At 38.9% G+C, this 22,026-nt stretch carries 18 protein-coding genes and 1 tRNA gene; 8 read left to right on the forward strand and 11 right to left on the reverse strand.

Annotated elements, in window-relative coordinates; all coding sequences use genetic code 11:
- Positions 1–19: 19 nt before the first annotated feature.
- Complete coding sequence (locus B3E92_RS13515; protein ID WP_286897210.1) at positions 20–1,234, reverse strand: exo-beta-N-acetylmuramidase NamZ family protein; 1,215 nt, start codon at positions 1,232–1,234, stop codon at positions 20–22.
- Between the two features lie 224 nt (positions 1,235–1,458).
- On the opposite strand from B3E92_RS13515, the gene B3E92_RS13520 reads away from it, so the two are divergent.
- Positions 1,459–2,325, forward strand: a complete 867-nt coding sequence (locus B3E92_RS13520; RefSeq protein ID WP_172462352.1) for a helix-turn-helix domain-containing protein — start codon at positions 1,459–1,461, stop codon at positions 2,323–2,325.
- 176 nt (positions 2,326–2,501) lie between these two features.
- Complete coding sequence (locus B3E92_RS13525; RefSeq protein ID WP_201639451.1) at positions 2,502–4,022, forward strand: acyl-CoA dehydrogenase family protein; 1,521 nt, start codon at positions 2,502–2,504, stop codon at positions 4,020–4,022.
- A gap of 82 nt (positions 4,023–4,104) precedes the next feature.
- On the opposite strand, the gene B3E92_RS13530 is transcribed toward B3E92_RS13525, so the two are convergent.
- A complete protein-coding gene (locus B3E92_RS13530) occupies positions 4,105–6,018 on the reverse strand; it encodes an AAA domain-containing protein (RefSeq protein WP_070569327.1) in 1,914 nt (637 codons plus the stop codon).
- A gap of 215 nt (positions 6,019–6,233) precedes the next feature.
- Between B3E92_RS13530 and B3E92_RS13535 the strand changes: the two genes are divergently transcribed.
- The 3 genes from B3E92_RS13535 to B3E92_RS13545 all read left to right on the forward strand — a co-directional run bounded on the left by B3E92_RS13535 (position 6,234) and on the right by B3E92_RS13545 (position 7,691).
- Positions 6,234–6,572 (forward strand): cupin domain-containing protein, encoded by a 339-nt coding sequence (locus B3E92_RS13535; RefSeq protein WP_070569321.1) that lies wholly within the window; start codon positions 6,234–6,236, stop codon positions 6,570–6,572.
- Between the two features lie 96 nt (positions 6,573–6,668).
- Positions 6,669–7,397, forward strand: coding sequence for a BlaB/IND/MUS family subclass B1 metallo-beta-lactamase (gene bla / locus B3E92_RS13540; RefSeq protein ID WP_070569933.1), 729 nt, complete (start codon positions 6,669–6,671; stop codon positions 7,395–7,397).
- Between the two features lie 220 nt (positions 7,398–7,617).
- Positions 7,618–7,691: transfer RNA gene (locus tag B3E92_RS13545), tRNA-Ala, on the forward strand.
- 63 nt (positions 7,692–7,754) lie between these two features.
- Here B3E92_RS13545 and B3E92_RS13550 read toward each other — a convergent pair.
- A complete protein-coding gene (locus tag B3E92_RS13550) occupies positions 7,755–8,183 on the reverse strand; it encodes a nuclear transport factor 2 family protein (protein ID WP_083296087.1) in 429 nt (142 codons plus the stop codon).
- A 342-nt stretch (positions 8,184–8,525) separates the two neighbouring features.
- On the opposite strand from B3E92_RS13550, the gene B3E92_RS13555 reads away from it, so the two are divergent.
- Positions 8,526–9,728 (forward strand): hypothetical protein, encoded by a 1,203-nt coding sequence (locus B3E92_RS13555; protein WP_236560154.1) that lies wholly within the window; start codon positions 8,526–8,528, stop codon positions 9,726–9,728.
- 3 nt (positions 9,729–9,731) lie between these two features.
- Here B3E92_RS13555 and B3E92_RS13560 read toward each other — a convergent pair whose 3' ends face one another.
- Complete coding sequence (locus tag B3E92_RS13560; RefSeq protein ID WP_286710309.1) at positions 9,732–10,856, reverse strand: lipid II:glycine glycyltransferase FemX; 1,125 nt, start codon at positions 10,854–10,856, stop codon at positions 9,732–9,734.
- Between the two features lie 261 nt (positions 10,857–11,117).
- Here B3E92_RS13560 and B3E92_RS13565 point away from each other — a divergent pair, with 261 nt between their 5' ends.
- Both B3E92_RS13565 and ybaK read left to right on the forward strand, forming a co-directional pair.
- Positions 11,118–12,779, forward strand: a complete 1,662-nt coding sequence (locus B3E92_RS13565; protein WP_286897212.1) for a DNA polymerase/3'-5' exonuclease PolX — start codon at positions 11,118–11,120, stop codon at positions 12,777–12,779.
- A 3-nt stretch (positions 12,780–12,782) separates the two neighbouring features.
- Entirely contained in the window at positions 12,783–13,259 is a 477-nt protein-coding gene (ybaK, locus tag B3E92_RS13570) for a Cys-tRNA(Pro) deacylase (RefSeq protein ID WP_115047880.1), read from the forward strand.
- A gap of 1 nt (position 13,260) precedes the next feature.
- On the opposite strand, the gene B3E92_RS13575 is transcribed toward ybaK, so the two are convergent.
- The 7 genes from B3E92_RS13575 to hppD all read right to left on the reverse strand — a co-directional run bounded on the left by B3E92_RS13575 (position 13,261) and on the right by hppD (position 22,012).
- On the reverse strand, positions 13,261–14,028 hold the full coding sequence (locus B3E92_RS13575) for a methyltransferase domain-containing protein (protein ID WP_115047878.1): 768 nt from the start codon (positions 14,026–14,028) through the stop codon (positions 13,261–13,263).
- Positions 14,029–14,070: 42 nt separating this feature from the next.
- The gene (locus B3E92_RS13580) at positions 14,071–15,054 is read right to left on the reverse strand and encodes a lipoate--protein ligase (protein ID WP_286768304.1); all 984 of its coding nucleotides are present in this window, start codon (positions 15,052–15,054) and stop codon (positions 14,071–14,073) included.
- A gap of 132 nt (positions 15,055–15,186) precedes the next feature.
- Positions 15,187–16,191, reverse strand: a complete 1,005-nt coding sequence (locus B3E92_RS13585) for a glutathione synthase (RefSeq protein ID WP_286897214.1) — start codon at positions 16,189–16,191, stop codon at positions 15,187–15,189.
- 13 nt (positions 16,192–16,204) lie between these two features.
- The gene (locus B3E92_RS13590; protein ID WP_286897216.1) at positions 16,205–18,037 is read right to left on the reverse strand and encodes a flavohemoglobin expression-modulating QEGLA motif protein; all 1,833 of its coding nucleotides are present in this window, start codon (positions 18,035–18,037) and stop codon (positions 16,205–16,207) included.
- Positions 18,027–18,806, reverse strand: a complete 780-nt coding sequence (locus tag B3E92_RS13595) for an N-formylglutamate amidohydrolase (protein WP_201639456.1) — start codon at positions 18,804–18,806, stop codon at positions 18,027–18,029. Before B3E92_RS13595 ends, B3E92_RS13590 begins: the two co-directional genes overlap by 11 nt.
- Before the next feature lie 826 nt (positions 18,807–19,632).
- Positions 19,633–20,913: a Glu/Leu/Phe/Val dehydrogenase dimerization domain-containing protein gene (locus tag B3E92_RS13600; RefSeq protein WP_236586100.1), complete on the reverse strand. Its 1,281-nt coding sequence runs from the start codon at positions 20,911–20,913 to the stop codon at positions 19,633–19,635.
- Positions 20,885–22,012 (reverse strand): 4-hydroxyphenylpyruvate dioxygenase, encoded by a 1,128-nt coding sequence (hppD, locus tag B3E92_RS13605; protein WP_201639457.1) that lies wholly within the window; start codon positions 22,010–22,012, stop codon positions 20,885–20,887. Before hppD ends, B3E92_RS13600 begins: the two co-directional genes overlap by 29 nt.
- Between the last annotated feature and the right edge of the window lie 14 nt (positions 22,013–22,026).

Consider the following 22,026-nt stretch of genomic DNA (forward strand, 5'->3'; position numbering starts at 1 on the left):
TACTTCTATTCAGGTTATATTATTGATAGAAAAGGTATTTTTCCCTAGTTTTTCTATAATTACTTAGGCCCGGCTCCCAGCTTTTTCGGATTTCTTCTTCCGAAACACCGGCTTCAATTTGCTTCCGAAATAAACCTACGCCGACGAGCTTTTCGATACTGCCAATCTGTTTCGAAAATGATTGATCAAAAAACTTATCTTTTTCCGGAGAATTCCGATAAAGCGCTATCATCCAGGATAGGTTTATTTTTTTGCTATCGACAAGCTGCTGCAGATCATATTTACGCAGGTCTATTCCATAACATTCTTCATTCATAAAGAGAGGCGATTCACTCATCCCTTTTTTACTGACGGGGACAAATGAGAAATCATATGTACCCTTATAGATTGGGCTACCGATCACAACAAAGGGATAATCGGTGCCTCTACCATGATTTACTTTTACACCTTCAAAAAGACAGGTACTTGGATATATGAGTATGCTTTGTTCCGTATTTAAATTGGGCGAAGGATTGACTGGCAGCTTATAAAGCATACTATGATCATAATCTGCTACAGGAATAATCTTCAATTTACACTTCTTTTTAGTATTCATCCAACCTTCTCCGTTGATCATCTGGGCAAATTCAGCAGTAGTCATCCCATGCGCAATAGGAACAGGGAATTGCCCAATACCCGACTTATATTCTTCCTCCAAAATAGGACCGTCAATTAGATAAGCATTGGGATTGGGCCTATCTAAGATCAAGAGCTCCTTATCATTTTCGGCGCAAGCTTCCATAATATCCCGAAGGGTATTAATGTTGGTATAAAACCTCACCCCCATATCCTGCACATCATAAATAAACAGATCGAAATCTTTTAGATCCTTCGCTGTTGGCTTTTTCTTATTCCCGTATAAAGAGACAATAGGAATTTTAGTTGTCGGATCGACTTCATCCCCCACTTCAGTTCCATTACTTGCATTCCCTCGAAATCCATGCTCAGGCCCAAAGATTCTCACAATCTGAACCCCGCGCGCAAGCAGACTATCAACAAGGTGCCGCCCTTTAATAACCGTAGATGGATTGCCCAATATCGCAATGCGTTTATTCATTAAATAAGGAAGGTAACGCTCGGTTTGTTCTGCTCCAGTTTGTATACGATCATTACAATAATTCAACGAGATCTGTGCAGTTGCATTTCTGAATAGGAATAGAATCAAGATAGAAATAAGCACTGGTTTCATATTCATTTGGTTTATACTATTAAAATATAGCCCCTGAGCATCAAGCTATTTATCCGATTGCAAAAACTAAACTAAGGATAAAGCTTTATTTTAGCAAATCATTTGTTAAAATTGATAAACAAGTTTTATCCAGCTACCTTTGGAATATTATTGGGAGCGTGATTTGCACATGAAACAATAGATGACATTCAGAAGCTGTGGCATACTAAATTTTATACTAATAATTGATAATGGAAAAGCAGGTAAATGCGGGCGAATTTGTAGATCGTTTTATGACAGGTAGTTTGGAGCACCTTCGCTACCAGCAATCGCCGATCAAGATATTTCAGCTCAGTGAAATCGCCCCTTACATTAAATTCCCTACTCCGCCTATTTTCTTGGGCTATAACCTCCTCGTCCATATAACTGAAGGTTATTTTAAACATCAGATCGGTGCCAAAGAATATGTCGTTCAGGCTCCAGCAATTCTTATCAGCAATTATGGTAATATTTCAACAATAAAGTCTGTCGATAAATCTTCGAAAGGGCATTGCGTCTTGATCAACGACAATGCGATGACGTCCATATTCAGGGAACAGGAGATTTTGAATATCTTTAACATCTCGCCCTTACTTAACTTAACTGCACAAGATAGTAGTGATCTTCAGGAGCTTTTTAGATTACTTTATAATGAACTACTTTCGGAATTCCCTTATCGAGAACTGTTTGAAAATTTGTTAAAATCGGCAATTTTAAAAATCATCAAACTTTCGTCCTCCAATCAAGCCCTCAATCGTCGGCAGGAAATTGCAATGATGTTCAAACAGCTTGTGCACAAAAACTTCAAAAAGCAAAAAAATATTTCATTCTACGCCGACAAACTTGCAGTATCTACAAACTACCTTAATCGCTGTGTATTTTCAGTATTTAAAAAATCTTCCAAAGAACTTATTCTAGAAGTACTGATTATGCACAGTCAATTTCTGCTGTTTGAATCCACTAAAAGCATTGCAGATATCTGTTATGAATTGGATTTTTCTGACCCGTCTTACTTCTCACGACTTTTCAAAAAAATAGTTGGCGTCTCTCCTACTTCTTATCGAAACAGAGCAACTTAAATTTTCAACATGCACGATTTGTCCTATCTTTTATACTGAAGTACACAAGAAAATCAAATTGATTGCAGTTATTTTTGTGTAAGTCATTGAAGCAAAAGAGAATTTCAGTTCGGTAGCACTCTTTATTCTCGATGTTTCAATTTACATTGTTCCATCATTTAATTACATATTTAAAGATGCTTAAGGTTTCAGAAGACAACAATATAACCCAGGATTTCGATTTGTTTATTGCAGATTTTAAAACTAGGCTGTCAAGCTTATTTAATAAGGAATACGATTACAACTCGCTCAGTTTAACGCGTGGGCTTCCGCCTGAGTTTTTAAAAGAGATCATGAAAATGCAACCATTGTCGGTTGCTATCCCCGAACATCACGGTGGTCGTGGTCTTCATGTAAAAGAATGTTTGGGTGTACTGGCGGCAGCTTCTTATGAATCACTATCGTTATCGCTAATCTTCGGGATTAATATTGCACTATTTTTGGAACCTTTTGCCAAATACGGCAACACCTTACTTCAAGAGAGGGTATTCCATCAATTTTTGGAAAATCAGGCAATGGGAGGACTAATGATTACCGAACAGGCTTACGGCAGTGACGCACTCAATATGCGAACATCTTACGAACAAAGGGACGATAAGTACTATATAAAAGGTGAAAAACACTGGCAAGGTCTTACTGGAGCTGCAGACTTTTGGCTCGTGACGGCACGCAAGAAAAATGAAAATGGAGAACTGGTGCGGGATATAGATTTCTTTGTCACAGAGAACGCCGTCGAAGAACAAAAGATTGTTGTAACAAAGAAATACAATAGCCTCGGTCTCTATGCAATTCCTTATGGTGTCAACAACATTGATATCAATGTTCCCGCGGATCATAAACTAAATCCGGAAAGTACAGGAATTAAATTGATGTTAGATACCCTCCACCGCAGCAGATTACAGTTCCCAGGAATGGGCATGGGTTTTATAAAACGAATGTTGGATGAGGCCATGACACATTGTTCCGAACGCCGTGTAGCAGGTATTAGTTTAACTGAATTAGACGCTGTTAAATTTCAGTTGTCGCGCATACAGGCTGCATTTACCTTGTGTTCTGCAATGTGTTCATACAGTGTCTCGATCAGCTCTATCCATAATGACCTTTCAGCCTATGGTGTAGATGCCAATAGTGTGAAAGCATTTGTGACAGACTTAATGCATGAAGCCGCGCAAATATGTGTGCAATTATCCGGTGCAAATGGCTACAGGTTAGACCATGTTGCCGGTCGTGGCCTCATAGACAGTAGACCTTTTCAAATCTTTGAGGGATCAAATGAAATGCTATATTCTCAAGTTGCTGAAGCGATCGGTAAACTTATGCGCAAAACCAAAGAAAGCAACTTATTATCTTTCTTAAAAAAATATAGCTCAACTGAATTTGCAGCACCATTTTTCTCATCAATCTTGAATTTTGACTTTCCGCTACAGCCGAAACAACGTGAACTGGTTACACTTGGAAAGGTAATCGCCCGCGTCATTTGTTTTCAGTATGTTTTAGAAATTAACAATGCCGGGTTCAATGATAAGATGACTGAAATAACACGTCAACACGTAAGTATGGATATTTATATGTTGGTAGGCCAATTATCAAATAACAATAATGCCGAACCACTTATGAACTATGACGAGAACACGGATTGGATGAAGTTCACTTCTTAATCAGGAGAGATTACAGGAATCAAACTAGTCAGTAAGTTTCAATAAACGCAAGAGGCCACTTCCTATGAAGTGGCCTCCTGCGTTATATTGCTGAAATATCCCATTCCCAAACACTATGATAGTGCCCTATCGACTCGGTATAGGCAATAAATTCTCGGTAAAACGGATGTGAACCTATTGTAGCACTATCTCCAATAACAACCAATTTCTTCTTAGCCCTAGTCATTGCCACATTCATCCGGCGGACATCAGACAAAAAACCAATCTGCTGTTCAGCGTTACTTCTGGTCAAACTGATATAAATAACATCCTTCTCTTGTCCCTGAAAACTGTCTATTGTCTGTATTTTAATCAAGTCATTAAAAGGTCGCAGCTCGTCTTCCCCTTCCAATACTTCCTTCAGGAAAGTAGCCTGTTTCCGATAAGGTGCAATCACCCCGATGCTCAGGCTTTCATTTAGGGTCGAGGAAGCTTTCCAAGCCCCAATATGGTCGTTTAGATGAGCTTTAATAAAATGAGCTTCGCCCATATTGAAGATTGCGCCGTCACTTTCCGTTTCTTCAAATCCCGCTCCTGCTGTATCAATAAATAACACCGGTTCAGTATCCACTGCTAAGCTCCACTGTGCCACGGTACTATCTGCTCTTAACGAACCATTATATAAGGCTACAGATGGGTAATGCATAATTTGTTCATTCATGCGATACTGCACATCTAGCAAAGAAACTAATTGTGGATTACGGTCTACCAATTTTTCAAATAATGTATGACTCAGGCCATGGTTAGATCCCTTACTCGATTTTACTGTTGGAGGTAATTGATTATGATCACCGGCCAAAATAAGCCGATGTGCCTTTAATATCGGTATCCAGCAAGCAGGCTCTAATGCTTGTGCGGCCTCATCAATAATGACTGTTTCATAGCTACGATTGCGGATAACCTCATGATTTGATCCAACCAAAGTTGCAGTGATTACCTGCGATTTATCCAAAACATCTGCACTGATAAAATCTTGAATTTTATCGACATCTTTTCTGATTCGATGGGCCTCATCAAACAATGCTTTTCTTTGCTCCCGCTCAGCCTTTCCAAAATTACGTTTATATTTTTGAGCCATCTCTGTATACGTCCGCACTTGTTTTTGAAGTGTTTTAATATCCTTATTTGCGGGATGTCGATCAATCTTTGCATCGAGTGTCAATTCTTGAAGATGTTCCGAAACCTTAACAGGATTACCTATTCTTGTTACTGTAATGCCAGCAGCGTCTAAACGTTCGGTTAGCAGATCAACGGCCGTATTGCTCGGGGCAACAACCAATACTTGCTTGTTGTATTGTTTTAGGAGTGCCTGCACGGCCTGAACCAATGTTGTTGTTTTCCCTGTCCCCGGCGGCCCATGCAAAAGAGCCACGGTACTTGCTTCCAATAGCTGTTGGATCGCTTTATTTTGCCCCATATTTAAGCTGGGATGCTCAAAGAATTCTCCAATAGAAGCAATCGGAATGACCTCTTCACCGATTAATCTTCTCACTAAACTACCCTGCTTTGCATCACGGCTCAATTCCTTTCCTTTCTCCAATGCATTAAACATCTCCCGATAGGAATACTCATCAAATAACAAATCAACACCAAGCTTCCCTCTTCTGCTCCATTCTGGAAGTTCATCGACACGAAATGAAATTCGCATCCCATCCCTATTGATCGAAGATATGATGCCCTCTATTCGATCTCGGTCGGGATCGTGATTTGAAAACAGACAAACTGGCATACCAAAGCGAAACTTATGTTCGACCTCATAATGATTTGTTCGGTTTAAGTTAACGGACAAATAGTCTCCTCTTCCAAGCTCCATATCCGTTATCTGAATCGGAAACCAGGTGACACCTTGCATTCTTCGTTCATTCAAACTACTTTTCAACAACAAATTTTCATGTTGTAATTTATCAAATTGCTGCTCTTCTTGTAATAAAGTAATAAGCTCGTCGAAATAATTCATCGTGTCATATATATATTGCTCAGGCACAAAATAACTGTTTTTTCACGTATTTGGACCATTTGGTTTTTAATTTCATCTCATCCTTTGCCAAATTTTGTAAAGCAAATCGATATCCTTCTAAGGAAGCAATGGATGTAGCCGTAAATTCATTTTTTTTTGTTATAATTGAAAAACAGAGCGTTTTCCAATCGAAACATCCATAAATCAACAATTAGATGAGCGAAATATTCTTACACGACAGCGAACAGCAATGGACAGACTTGGGCGAAGGTGTGATGCGAAAAATACTTGTTTTTAATGATGAACTCATGCTCATGAAAGTTCGTTTTAAAAAAGGGGCCATCGGTGCACTTCATCAACACCCCCATACACAGATTTCTTATGTTAGTGCTGGAACATTCAGATACCATATTGACGGTGTTGATCGCATCCTAACTGCAGGAGACTCTTGTATCATCTATTCGCAATTGGTTCATGGATGTGAATGTCTCGAGGAGGGTGAACTGATCGATTCATTCACTCCTTATCGCGAAGACTTTGTTCAGTATACGTAAAAATGCATTGATAAGGTCTTGAAAAAATAATAATCATTTTGTTCTAACGTTAATGCAATAACATTCAAAAATATGATCTCACTTCTTTCTCCTCATATGCGCGCAACATTTGCTGGTGTATGCCTGAGCATTGGTTTACTCGGTCTTTCCCCATCTCTACAAGCGCAAGAAAAACCTCTTTTAATAGAGAAGATAAATTCGCAACTATACCTCTATACCACCTTTAATAATTTTGAAGGCACCAAATATGCTGCTAATGCGGTCTATTTAATAACAAAAAAAGGCGTTATTCTATTTGATACACCATGGGATTCCACACAATATCAACCCTTATTGGACAGTATCAAACAGAAACATAATTTACCCGTCATTGCGGTGTACGCAACACACTGGCACGAAGACCGTGCGGGTGGTTTTGCGTATTACAACCGTATTGGAATTCCAACCTACGCAACGAAAATGACGAACGACCTACTAAAGGCAAATCACAAAGCCCAGGCCACTCATCTTGTTTCCACCAATAAAACCTACAGCGTCGGCGGACAATCTTTTGTTCTGAACTTTTTTGGTGCCGGACACTCCATGGACAATGTTGTTGTCTGGTTTCCTGAATATAAGATTCTAGACGGTGGTTGTTTTATAAAAAGCTCCGAAGCCCAAGATCTAGGATTTACGGCAGATGGGGATATAAAATCCTGGAAGCCATCCCTAGCGAGGTTATTGGCAAAATATCCCGAAATTAATATGGTTATTCCTGGACATGATGCCTGGAAAGATAAAGGTCAGATAAAGCGAACCGAAGCTCTGCTTACTGAAGGACACTAATACATTTCTTTTATCCCCAAGGATGCCGGTAAACTCTCTTGTTTTTCAATAGGATAAAAATATCTGTAAGGAACCAAATAGATAAAACCATTGATTATAATGCATTTAGGTCGTCAAAAAAGAAGCAACTAGATAACAGACCTACAAAAAACAGTAGAAAAATAAAAAAGAGGCTTTGTTTATCCAAAAAAGTACTATCTTAGCGACACCAAATAAAGCAGGGGCATTAGCTCATTTGGCTAGAGCGCTTCGCTGGCAGTGAAGAGGTGATCAGTTCGAATCTGATATGCTCCACAAAAAAAGGGTACTTAAGTACCCTTTTCTTATTTTTAATCGACCAATTTTGACAGCAAATTCTTATTTATAAGAGTTTACAGATTTAGAAATTTTCCAGGTTCCGTTTTCTTTAACCAGTGTGATCAGATCTGTTTTAGCAAAACCATCAAATTGCATCGTAACTTTCGCAATGGCATAATCAGGTAATTCTTCAACGATCTGTGTTGTTGTTCTGCAGTTCATCTTAATTCCTTTTTGTTTTTTCAAAAATTCAATCATCTCATGACGGCTATGTTTCAAATCTTGTTTACCACAAACCTTTTGATCAAAATCAGCTGTAAAAAGCTTGTCTAAATTAGCTACTTGACCTTCGGTCATTGCACCAACGTATTCATCGATGGCTAAATCAGCAGTAATTAAATTGCGTTCTTCTGGCTTAACTGAAGCCATCGAGCAAGTAGAGATTGCAATCATTGCCGCTGCTACAAATGTTTTTACTAAAGTTTTCATATCTTTTTCAATTTTATAATGTATTAGTATATTTTCTTATTTTGCTGTCGCTTACTCTATAAATTTGTTGCGTACTTTTTTTATTTATTTTCTGATTCAAAGTTAAGACAACTCATATATTGATTTCATTACATTTAGATTAACATTACATTAAAATCGGTAAATGCTATTTTTTTCTAGGCGAATGAAATTTCCAATCAATTCGCTGTATAGCCAAAACGTGACAGAATAAATAAATTATTGGTTTGAATATTGTTATTCTGTCTATTTCCTGCTAGATTGCATTCTTTCATGACACACTACGATAGCGTATATTTTTTTTATATTAAATGTTCTATGTTGATGGTTTTACTTGTACTTGGCGACACTGTATATGCACAACGTCCTGTCAATGAAATAGAAACCACCAAACATCTCGCCGATACAAGTAGACAACGGGACCTGATTGATATTGGAAAAGAAATATTAAATATCAAGCCCCCCCAAACAGTCGATAGTACAGGAAAGAAAATCTATTTTTCCTTTTTACCGTTTTCGACAAATGTTCCCGGAGGAGGACACGCCTTAATTACAAGTACCACAGCAGGATTTTATTTAGGAGATCGTTCCGATACCTATATGTCCAAGATGACATTTACCCCTTACACAAATTTTGGTAAACGATTTGGTCTGCCAATACGTTCTTACATCTGGTTAAAAGAGAATACATGGGTGATCGATGGCGATATCCGACTACTAAAATACCCGCACGAAACTTGGGGAATTGGCAAAGAGCATTATGGCGATCAGCAGATTAATTTAGACTACACCTACTTTCGTTTATACCAACACGCATTAAAAAGAATTCATGGGGGACTTTTTATGGGAATCGGTTATGATTTAGATTATAGAATGAATATTAAGTCTACGAGCAACACCAAGCTCGAAGACTACACGTCCTACCCTTATGGAACAGATTTAAAAGACAATACCATGTCTTCGGGAGTAAGCTTCAATTTAATTTACGATACACGGGCCAATTCGATCAATACTTGGTCGGGTAACTATGCCAATTTACAGTTCCGTATAAATCCGACATTTTTAGGTAGTGATCAGAATTGGAAATCGCTATTTCTTGAAGTTAGACGATACCATAGGCTCACCCAAGACCGAAACCGACAAAATATGATTGCCATAAGGAGTTTCTTCTGGACCGTATTTAATAGTAAAGCACCCTATCTCGATCTTCCTAATTTGGGATGGGATCCATACAATAGTTCGGGAAGAGGCTTTCCAGTCAGCCGTTTTCGTGGCAAATCACTTTATTACTTAGAAACGGAATATCGTCGTGATATCACTCAAAACGGCTTATTTGGATTCGTAGCATTTATGAATTTTACGACATTAAATGGACCAAAGAATTCCATGTTCGAGGACTGGAACGTCGGCACTGGTGCAGGTGCGCGAATTAAGTTTAATAAAAACTCGGGCACCAACATCGGCATCGACTATGGTATCAGTAAGAACCACCGCGGTGTTAGACTCACCTTGGGTGAGGTATTTTAATTACTAACTCAAATGATAGCGCTGATTTTTAAACTCCATTGAAGCATAATACTGATATTTCCTATTGTCCAAGGGATAATCCCAACAGCCCATACGGTGGTAGATTTCACCACCAAATCCTGTTTTGAAACGATAAAGCCCATATAAAGGATGTGAAGGATCTGCCTGTGGCGATACCCCAAAAAAATCATATTCTGTACAACCTTTTTCTTTCGCAAGCTGCATAGCACGCCATTGCAAAGCATAGGTCGCCATATAATTACGATTTTCGGAAGCAGAAGCTCCATATAGATAAGTCCCCCGATTTGCCGCAATCACCAAAAACATAGCGGCCAAAGGCTGGTTATCCACTTCAGCCACTAAAAGATAGACATCTGCGGGAGATAATGTATCACTTGCCCTTGCAGAAAGAACGATCTTAAAATAGCTTATATCATGTAAGAAAAAGTTATTTCGAAGAGCTGTCTGCCGATAAAGCTCATACCAAACCGCCAAACTTTCAAGCCCCAGCGAACGCACACGTACGCCTTTTCGTTCTGCTAAATTGATATTATACCGTGTCTTAGATTTCATATTTCCAAGCAAGATGTCCTCCCCTTTTCTAAGATCCATAAAAATCGTGTTTGAAGGAAGTATGTCCGTATTGGCTTTATGAAAGTTCCAGTTTTCTGTGTTAAAATTAAAGCGCATTTCCTGAATCCGTTTCTCCGGCACCCCTAGCCAGTTACCATGAAGATCGTAACAATCATCCTCTTTAGCCCAATGTGATTCCCAAGATAAATCATAGCGTATCATTATACAATTTGGTGGCAGATGGGAACGTAAACTTTCCGACAACTGTTCTAAAAAATAGCCCTGGTTTTCATCTGAAGGTTCAATCTCAGGTCCATAAGGTACATAGGCTATGCTATGTTCCTGATCTATGGCTTGTATAATAATTAATAGATCACCGATAAAATAGGTATCGTCGTCGACTCCGACATACAGATCGGATTGTTTGGATTTAAAATTAAATGCCTTCGATTGTATACCTTGCATTTTTTTTACTGCAGACCAATAAGCCGTTTGTTGAATAATACCTGTTTTATAAAGTCCACTGATTTCTTTGTCACTAATGTCTGCTATCATGTTAATTTACTATTGAATAGGGATGTTTTTTAAAGGATAGTCACAAAATAACTCCAATTTTAACACCCAAAAACGGCAAACATAGCCAAAATGTTTGGTTAAGCGCACATGCATTTGTCACTTTGTTGTTAATTTCAAGAAATAGAGAAAAACAGGCATTCAAAGTCGCTTTTTTACATTATTTAACGCTATAATATCCGCGTTTGAATTGTTATTTTGACCTAAAATTTAAGATATTTGTAGCTTAACAATTCAAATACGATGGACAATAAAGCGATCTCAAAAATTTTCAAATTATGTAGCCAATTGATGGAGCTTCACAACGAAAATCCTTTTCGAACAAAATCCATTGCAAGTGCATCTTTTAAGTTGGACAAGCTACCTTTCCGTATTGAAGAGGCCAGTCTTGAAGAATTGAGTGCACAACCTGGAATAGGAAAAAGCACTGCTGAAAAAGCCAAAGAAGTCGCTGCTACGGGAACTTTCAAAGAGCTTGAGGATCTTATTGAAAACACACCATCCGGTATTACTGAAATGTTAACTATTAAGGGCCTTGGCCCTAAAAAGATTCAAATTATCTGGAAAGAACTCGAGATTGAAAGTGTCGGCGAATTACTTTACGCCTGTAATGAAAACCGTCTCGTAGAAGCAAAAGGGTTTGGTCTTAAAACGCAGGAAGACATCAAAAAATCCATTGAGTTTTCTATTTCCAACAAAGGATGGTTTTTATATGCGAAAGTACTTCCACTGGCAGAAAAATTTTTCAACGAATTGAAATTGCATTTCCCTTCTTCGCTGCTGTCATTTACAGGAGATTTCAGAAGAAAATGCGAGGTTTTGAGTACCGTAGATCTTTTAATATCGGAAAGTATAGACAACGTCGAAAAATTCCTCGATGGATTTACTTTAGTGGAAAAAACAGAAAACTCCATAGAACTGACCGATGAATTGGGTTTTACTTTCAAAGTATTCAGTAGTAATATCAATGATTTTTATCGCGACCTGATTCTTAGTACCGGATCCACTGCACATCTCGATCTTCTATTTAATATTCTACCGGATCTACCTTCACTTTCCAGTGAAGAGGCCATTTACCGTAACTTGGGTTTAGATTATATTGAACCCGAATTACGAGAGGGCTTGAATGAAATAGTGCAGGCCCAAACTCATACACTGCCAAAGCTGATTCAATACAAAGATCTCAGGGGAACACTCCACAATCACTCCACCTATAGTGACGGCGTACATAGCCTCGAGCAAATGGCAGTGCATTGTAAAGATGTCCTGGGGCTAGAATATTTGGGTATATGCGATCACTCGCGAACTGCAGTCTATGCCAACGGCCTTTCCATTGAGCGATTGGAACAACAATGGAATGAGATTGCTACCTTAAACGAAAAATTGGCTCCATTCAAGATTTTCAGGGGAATTGAATCTGATATTCTAGGTGACGGTTCATTAGACTATCCCGATGAGGTATTGGCTAAGTTTGACTTCGTTGTCGCCTCCGTACACTCCAATCTGAAAATGGACGAAGACAAAGCCACAACAAGACTAATCAAAGCGATCGAAAATCCGTATACAACAATCTTAGGCCATCCAACAGGAAGACTATTATTAAGTAGAGCCGGATATCCCTTAGATTTTAAACGGGTAATCGATGCTTGTGCGGCAAATGGCGTTGTCATTGAGATAAATGCAAATCCTTTACGATTAGATCTGGATTGGAGATGGCACCGTTATGCAGTAGAGAAAGGAGTTTTACTTTCCATCAATCCCGATGCCCATCGTACAGAGGGATTGCATGATATGCAATATGGTGTATTGGTGGCTCAAAAGGGTGGTCTGCAAGCAAGCAACTGTTTGAATGCATACGCGCTAGATGCCATAACGACCTATTTTAATAAGAAAAAACAAGGCTAGGGTATGTCGAGTAAAACAAATGCTGTTCGGCTGTTGGACACAGCAAAAATAACGTATGAACTCAGAGCATATGAGGTAGACGAACAGGACGTCAGTGCTGAGCATGTCGCCGAAACCCTAGGTTTATCACCCGAAACACTTTATAAAACCTTAGTCTTAAAAGGCAACAAAGATCCTTATATTGTCGCCGTAGTTCCCGGAAATGCACAGCTCGATCTAAAAAAAATAGCGAGGGCCTCTGGGAATAAAAACTGCGAAATGCTCCCGATGAAAGACCTTTTAACGGTGACCGGCTATATTCGTGGTGGCTGTTCACCTATTGGCATGAAAAAACAGTTCCCAACCTTTATTGAAGAGGCCGCACAATTGGAGACAGCGATTTCGGTAAGCGCAGGAAAAAGGGGGCTTCAGATTATTTTAGCCCCAACAGACTTGGCTACGATCACAGCTGCCCATTGGTCCGATCTGATCGATATGTGAATTACCCTTTACGCCCATATAATAAAATGCGCTTGAAAGAATAGATCGCTGGAAATTTAGTAAAATGTTTTTTGATGCGTGTTTTAAATTCAGTTACAAACATAGGCTTCTTATCTTCCTCCAATTGTTCCATGTAAGGAATCAAAGCAGACCCAGCGATAAAATTGTAAAGCATATCTGCATCAGCAGCAATGAGCGGATATACACGAAGAGAAAGGTTTAATTGATCCAGGCCATTATCAAATAACAATTGCGCATAAGTATCAATATCCAATACCGAAGAAGGCCTATTCCAGCCCCTTAAATAGGATCGATAGGGTTCTTCCGTCGCCAATTCGAATAAAATTTTATTGAGTATATTTTCGGGCTGATAAGGCATTTGTATCGCCAATTGCCCGCCAACATTAAGCTTAGAAATAATTTGAGGGAAAACAGCCTGATGATCTTCCAGCCATTGTAAAGCAGCATTACTGAATATAAGATCCCATGTTTTTGGCTCTGCAATGAAGTTCTCAACGGAACTTTGCCTAAATTTTAGACGTTCCGTTTCCAACTTATGACTTTTAGAAAGCATTTCCGCAGAAGAATCTACCCCAAGAAAGGTCGCTTGAGAAAATTGTTCGCTTAAGATAGCTGTCTGTTCACCTGTACCGCAACCTAAATCGACTGCATGCTCCATTTTATCGGCAGTAATTAGCTCAGATAAATCATAAAACGGTTTAAAACGGATATCTTTAAATTGATTGTATACAACTGGATTCCAAGGCATATATTTATTAATTAACACCCGTATCGGGCAATACTACATTTTCTATTTAAACAAGGTAAGAATTTCTGCGGGTTCAACTTTACCAAAATACGCCGTCAAATCAATTGATTTCAGTAAGCTATCAATTTCTCCTACTTCATGCTTTTCACCAATCAATAAATTTTCAAGTTCATGAATTGATCGGGATGCAAAAAAATCACCGAAAATTTTAGCCCTTTCAATGTATCCTTTATGTACATCCAAATGCAACTCGATGAATCCTGCTGGGATCTTAATTGCTTTTTTAAAGTTATAATTTGGTGAAAAACCGAAGTTCCAATCCCATGTTTCATACTTCTCTTCGACCAATTTTTCTATATTTTCAATATCCGAAGCGGTAAACTCAATCATTTTGGCTGCTGGATTCTCACGTTTTATTTCTTCAATCAGCAATTCCTTAAAAACTCCAGTCGTAAAACCAGCAGGTAGATATTCAATTAAATTTGTGACACGTGCGCGATTCGATTTTACCGCCTTATCTACAAACTTCAATGGATTGACCTTTAAGGCATCGCTTAATACCTGCATCTGCGAATCAATCAATATCGTACCATGTTGAATCATCTTCCCATTTTTTGCAAGCTTGGCATTTCCACTAAACTTCTTCCCATCTACCAGGAGGTCATTTCTTCCTTCTAATTTTGCAGGGATATCCAATTTGTTCAAAATATGTACAATCGGCTGGGTAAAGGTCGAAAAATCCATAAAATCATGATTTCCCAATAAGGCATGAAAAGAAAAATTTAAGTTTCCAGCATCATGATAAACAGCACCACCGCCAGACATTCGTCGCACAACCTTAATCTGATGCTCGTTGACATAATCAAGATTGATTTCGGACAAGGTATTCTGAAATTTACCCACGATAATTGAAGGGTCATTTACATAGAGTAAAAAAATATCCTCTTCAGGAAATTTACCAAATAAATACTCCTCTGAAGCGATGTTAAAATAGGCGTTGCGGGATGGAGAATCGATAATCAGCATATTTTTCTTTTTTCAAAAATAACAAGAATTTAATTCCTGTAATTCATTTCAAATTCATAATTACCGCAAATCATTAACTTAGCACTCCCGCAGCGATTTCAACAACATCAATTTTCATCGATACAATTGTCATCAACCTCGTTCTCTGAAAGCAACCTTCTCCGCTAATTTTTCAATAATAAGCGCCGAAAAATCTTCTTTTACAATTTCTTCCGTCTGGCATAATGCCCCCGGACTAAATACATTGATTTCCATAATACGATCTCCTACCACATCCAAACCAACAAAATACATTCCGTCTTGAACTAATTTATTCCGGATCTTATCAACCATAAGCAATAACTCCGGTGAAATAATAGCTTCTTGCGTCTTTGCACCTTGATGCACATTGCTCCGAATCTCATCCCCCTGTTGCACGCGATGAACAGCAGCATACTTGCCATTGATCGAAATAGGCTCTCCATTTAGTAAAAAGAATCTAATATCACCGCGGGCAGCTTCCGGAAGATATTCCTGGCCAATCACATAACCATCTCGGGCAATAGCCTCTACAGTTTGCTTGAGGTTTTGCTGATTATCCTTATTGATTAAAAACACGTTTTTACCGCCGGACCCCTTCAAGGGTTTCAAAATAATAAGCTTATTCTGTTGTTCAAAAAATTCAATGACATCGGCATAGTTTCGGGTTACAATTGTTTTAGGTCGAATAGATTCATCAAATCCCTCGAGATACAACTTATTACTAGCCCGACTAAGGCTATCGGGATCATTGATAACCAATACACCTTTTTCTTTTAGGAGAGCGGCAAATTGTAGGGCTGAAGCGGCAGCCCAAGGTCGGCTAACCATATCGAGGACTGGATCAAACCGTAGCCAAACCACATCCATATCTTCCAAAATCATTTTAGTTTTTTCCGTTGTGCGCAATACCTCCATGAGTTGATTAGTAGAAGTAAGCATCTGATCAGGAAGTACTTTTCGTACATGGGCGGCAATATGGGCCGATTCATAGTAGAAATCGGCCAAGCCAATATAATAAATTTCATGTCCCATTTGATGGGCTTTCAATGCCAAAACAGTCGTCGTGAAACGAGCAGTTTCTTTATGGGTTTGGTTGATCACGAATGCTATCTTCATATAAAATATCTGATTACTGAATCATTTGAAATATTCCATTACTTTTTTTGAGGTGTAACAAGGCATCCTTGTATGGATCCATTAGATACCTTGGGATTAGGGTCGGGGCTTTCAATACCCCCTTTAACATAAGTTCTTCTACGATTGGTATATAATCTTCGCGGATTTTACCCATCGTCAATAGGGATAGATCTCGTCCACTCTTGATATAATTGGTCAATTCGATTAAACCACTCAAGTATAATGCATCTTTGGTAAGCCCACCACTTCGATAGACCCTCATTGTCATTTGAAAAGCTGTTTCTGGCAAAAATTGATACTTGTCTACCAAGACGGAAAATGTATCAATAAATGAACCGCCTTGCTGCATCTGATGGACAGCGATAACTCGGCCTGCCAGAATACGTAGTCTATTATTTGTCAGGCCCCCTACCAAATATTCAGCAAGTACGGCGAGGCCTTCCTGAAGTTTTTCATAACCGGGAACTCCTAATCGAAAGAGACTGAACGGCTGTTGCTTGCCGTTATAGTACGTAACGATATGTGTACCGACCTCATGTTGAATCAGTGCCTTGACCCTATTCCGCGGCAAACTATACTGCTTACTTATATTGAGTACACCTTGATTGACCATCACACCATAAATATCATCCCGTAGCCTCACTGTGGTGCCAAAGCTTGGATCTTGGTTTTTCAGATAATCGAATTCTTCCTGGGCAAGCTTGGCAAATTCCTCGGCATAGACAATGTCCTCTTCTTTCGTTCTCACTTCTCGATCCGTTGTCGTAATGGTCAAAATTGCTTGTGCCTTTTCTAGTAATTTTTCATTGACAGTACCAAAGACCTGCATGCTGCCCAACAAAAATCCTTCTTTTCCCCGCTCACTCAGCATGGTCATCATCTGATCAAGCTCCTTGCGTTTATCACGAAACAAATAAGCAATGGAAGGATCAAATAAATCTTCGATATGCAAGTTATAGAGGTTTCTCTTGATAATATCTGGATCAATGGGCATGGGTCTATATCGAAAAACAGGGGTTTTTCGGTAATTTCCTTTCTTGAATTGCTGCCAGGCATCATACGAATTTGTTGGCGTAACCAATAATAAAAAATCAAATCGTTGACTTTCCCGTGCTAATTTCTGATCAATCTCCCAAGCTAAAGGAAGCATCTTTTTAGGCTGGCTTATTTTAAATGCCGTAGGTTTAGATAAGGTGTGCATACGTATGAATTCAAAGAATGTTTTCGACAGACTCCTGGATATGGCTTCACGGAAATGACGCAGATCGATCGGTAAAATTTGCTGATCTACGCCTAAAAGGTATTTCGGTTTTATCTCTAGCCCCATGTAAAATATATTGGTGTTCAGATTATCCAACTGTACACTCGAAGGGGATAAACTTTGCGTTGCATTTGTTTTGGAATCTGTCAGTATCTCCACTTTGGAAATCGATTCTTCTGTTGTCAGTTGCTTGCCTAGATACTGAGCGATAGCCTGTACATTTTTCCGCGCAATATGAATTTGGATATCTTCCTCCTGTGCCGGATCTGCGGCCCAAGCTTCAATAATCAAACAAGCACCAAACTCTTCGACAAGTTGATTGAGGATTGGAGCGATCCATTCAGAAACATTCATCTGCGGATCTCTTACCCTAAAATAAGCTGGTTCTGATTTAACCAACTCTGCCAGCATAGGATCTTGACTGAAAAACTGTCTGTATAAAAACAGATAAGGAACAACTTGATTAAAGACCAGTTTGTTTTTTGGGGGAATCTGTACGTGGAAAACCTCCTTATTTTTGATCATTTTTAAAATGCCAGCAAGTTGTTTCGCATTATCTTTCATAGGCAAAATAATTTTCCAGTGTTCCAATGCTGTGCAAGAGAAGTTGCTTATACTCCTGAAGCTTTTGCGGAAATACTTCTCCGGTCCATTCGTCCATGAAGTCTTTCCGAAATTCGATAGAAAAAATACAGCCCTTATCGCCAAACTTATCATTCAAATACGCAGAAAGGAATCCGCCTTTAAATTTCACATTCTCGCGTACGTCGTAAACTTGTCCATCTTTTCCAGTCTGTAGTACTTCCAGTACCTGATCAGTCAGCATTCGCCATTTTTCGTGATTATGTTGTGTCCCAATGTTGATTTGAGGGTCGGCGGCATTATTCACACTAGTTTGAGGTCCCCCGCGACGCATATTATAACTATGAATATCATACACGATAAAATAACCATAACGATCAATCGTACGCTGAATCGCTTGGCTTATTTCCTCATACATGCTATCATAGGCAGCATACAGCTGATCTTTTAGTTCATTGGGTAGATCTCTTCGCCATACCTGTATCCCCCAAGATTGCTCAGGCAAAAGATAAATAGCATCTTCTCGTTTTCGATTAAGATCCAATTGAAACCTGGAAGTTCCAGATACAAATCGATTACAAGGTAATTCCGCCAAAATAGCTGTATAAGGATCCTCTTCGCGTAATCGTTCCTCTTCTGCAATATTCATGTAGGGCATCAAATGCGCATCGACCTGATGGCCATCATGAATGGCAAAAGCCCAAAATGGGCTATCGTCATTTTCAAATTGATAGCGATATGTTAAAGACATGTACCTTTTTTTTTAAACAGTTTGTGTCAAATAGACAGCATGGATTGCTGCCCCTTTTGCTTAGATAAACGCTTATGAGCAATAAAAGGTTTGAAAATTAAATGGATTGTCCTGCAGAATTAGAGGCTCCCCTTCTTGTCGGAAAAGCAGCTGTTAAAAATCGTTAAACAGCCAACGGATCCAGCACATTGGCATCTTTCTTGAATATTGTTCAATAGTTTCATAAATTTAGGTTAATAATTTAGTTAGTTTATAAAAAACCTGTTAGTCCCCGCTAACAGGTTTTTTATTTCCCCTAAAAAGAAAACAAAATAAATAGTAGTACACTTTATTGAAATTCAACAGTAAATAGTCAAAAAATGTTAAAAATTAAAAAAATACACAATCAGCTGAAACATTTCTTGAACTTACTACGTTATATAGGTACTTTTCATAAATTTAGGTTAATAATTGGTTAGGAAAACTCCTGTTGCTCCCCGCTTCAGGAGTTTTTGTTTATCAACACGTTAAGACAAATACAAAACAAAAAAAATCATTCAGAGCATCAGTTTTTGAAAACTGTACAACGAGTTTTTTTTAGTCTACGCTGTTTTGATCTCTCAACTAAACTTCAAAAAAATCGAATTTCAGGCAGAAAATTTTAATAACAAAAAAATGACAATATGTTCATGCTAAGAAAATAAGTTTTGGCATAGGTATTGCAATGTTTTAAGCATTCATAAATTTAGGTTAATAATTGGTTAGTTAAAACACTTGAAGTTCCCCGCTTCAAGTGTTTTTTTTATAATGTTGCGGCAAAAGCAAATTAGAATTTAGCCTCTTACGGTTAATTTCCGGCTTCTACCAACTGTTTTAATGCAATTTCGTATGCTCTCGATGAAATATGAGTCTTTTTAGAAGAAACCGACCTAATTTTCTTTAGTGCTTCAAAAATTACGCTGGAAACATCCGAAAAAATTGCATCATCACTGATTTCGATATTCCGTTGCATTAAATAAGCAAATACTCTCGCCATACCACAATTGGCAATAAAGTCTGGTATAACCGCAACATGCTGATCTGCGAATTCCATCACAGGACCATAAAATATCTCCTGATCTGCAAATGGTACATTGGCACCTGACGCGATCACCTCAAGCCCATGATTTATCAGCTGTTGGATCTGATCTTTTGACACTAAACGGGAGGCCGCAGCAGGCACAAAAATATCCGTTTCCAGACTCCATATTTCTTTCTGTATCTGATCGAAAGAAATCAAATCCGGAGAACAAAGCTCATTGCCTTTGCGTTCTAAAAGCAAACGGGTAATCTCTTCCTCTCCAAATCCTTCCGGATTGATAAGTCCGCCGACGCGATCAATTATACCAACTATTTTTACACCAAGTTTAGACAGATAAAATGCCGCTGCGGCAGCAACATTACCCCAACCTTGAATTACCGCTCGCTTCCCAAAGCAATTTTCACCAAAAAGTTGATAATAATGACGAATTGACTCTGACACCCCATAACCCGTGATCATATCTGCCACTTTGTACTTACGCTTCAGATCCGGACTGTAGGAACTATCCTCCAATACTTTGGAGACCCCATAACGCAATTGCCCAATTTGATGAATACGGTTGCTTTCATTCACCTTAAAGTGACCATTCAAAATCCCTTCTTGAGGGTGCCATAGTCCATATTCTTCCGTTAACGGAATGACATCATGAATTTCATCGATATTTAGATCTCCACCGGTTCCATAGTAGTTTTTCAATAGCGGTGTGACAACTTTAAACCAACGTTCCAACACTTCATTTTTCCTTGGGTCGTGTGGATCAAAATCAATTCCAGATTTTGCGCCCCCTATTGCAGGTCCAGATACCGTAAATTTGACCTCCATTGTTTTTGCCAAAGATTCTACCTCATGCCTGTCCAATCCAGCCCGCATTCGGGTACCTCCGCCGGCGGCACCTCCACGTAAGGAATTAATAACAATCCATCCCCTGGCATCAGTTTCACTATCTTTCCATTCGAAAACAATTTCAGGGCTTTTATGCTCAAAAGCGCCCAATAATTCCTTCATCCCTTCCATACTGCTATAAGTTTCCTCGGCGTTCTTGTTCACGTTCAATTGCTTCAAAAAGAGCCTTAAAATTTCCTGCGCCAAAACTTTGTGCCCCCTTACGTTGGATGATTTCATAAAATAAAGTTGGTCTATCCTCTACCGGTTTTGTAAAAATTTGTAGCAAATAACCTTCTTCATCACGATCAACTAGAATGCCCAGTTCTTGGATGATCCGTATCTCTTCATCAATTTTTCCAACTCGCTCGGGCAACATATCGTAGTATGCTTCGGGAGGAGCACCCAAAAATTCTACTCCCCTTGCTTTAAGTTCCCGCACGGTTGCCACAATATCTTTGGTTGCCAGAGCCGCATGTTGTACACCTTCACCCTCATAAAACTCAAGGTATTCTTCTATCTGCGATTTTTTCTTTCCTTCGGCAGGCTCATTGATCGGAAACTTCACAAAGCCATTTCCGTTGCTCATCACTTTACTCATCAAAGCAGAATATTCTGTATTAATCTGCTTGTCATCAAAAGATAAAATATTGACAAAGCCCATTACATCCTGATACCATTTTACGGTTTCATTCATCTTATTCCATCCGACATTACCTACGCAATGATCAACATAAAGCAGTCCAGTCTCCGTTGGATTGTAATCGCTTTCCCATTTTTCATATCCCGGCATAAACGGACCAGAATAATTGCGGCGTTCAACAAACATGTGGACCGTTTCGCCATAGGTATAAATACCTGCTGTCCAAACTTCTCCATTTTCATCCTTCAGAAGTTGTGGTTCCTGATAGACTTTCGCCCCTCTATTTGTTGTTTCTTCGAATGATTTTCGTGCATCATCGACCCAAAGAGACAATATTTTGACACCATCACCATGTTTTTTAACATGCTCTGTTATAGGATGGTCAGATTTCAATGCGGTGGTAAGCACTAAACGTATTTTATTTTGTTTTAACACGTAGGATACACGGTCTCGAACACCTGTCTCTGGTCCGGCATACGCATCCGACTGGAATCCAAAAGCTGTTTTGTAATAATGTGCGGCCTGTTTGGCATTGCCAACATAAAATTCAATATAATCTGTGCCATTAATCGGTAGAAAATCTTGCGCTTGGGCAATTTTTTCTGCAAATGTATTTGCCATAATTTATATAAAGG

The organism is Sphingobacterium sp. UBA6317 (genome assembly GCF_002440385.1).
Lineage (GTDB): Bacteria > Bacteroidota > Bacteroidia > Sphingobacteriales > Sphingobacteriaceae > Sphingobacterium > Sphingobacterium multivorum.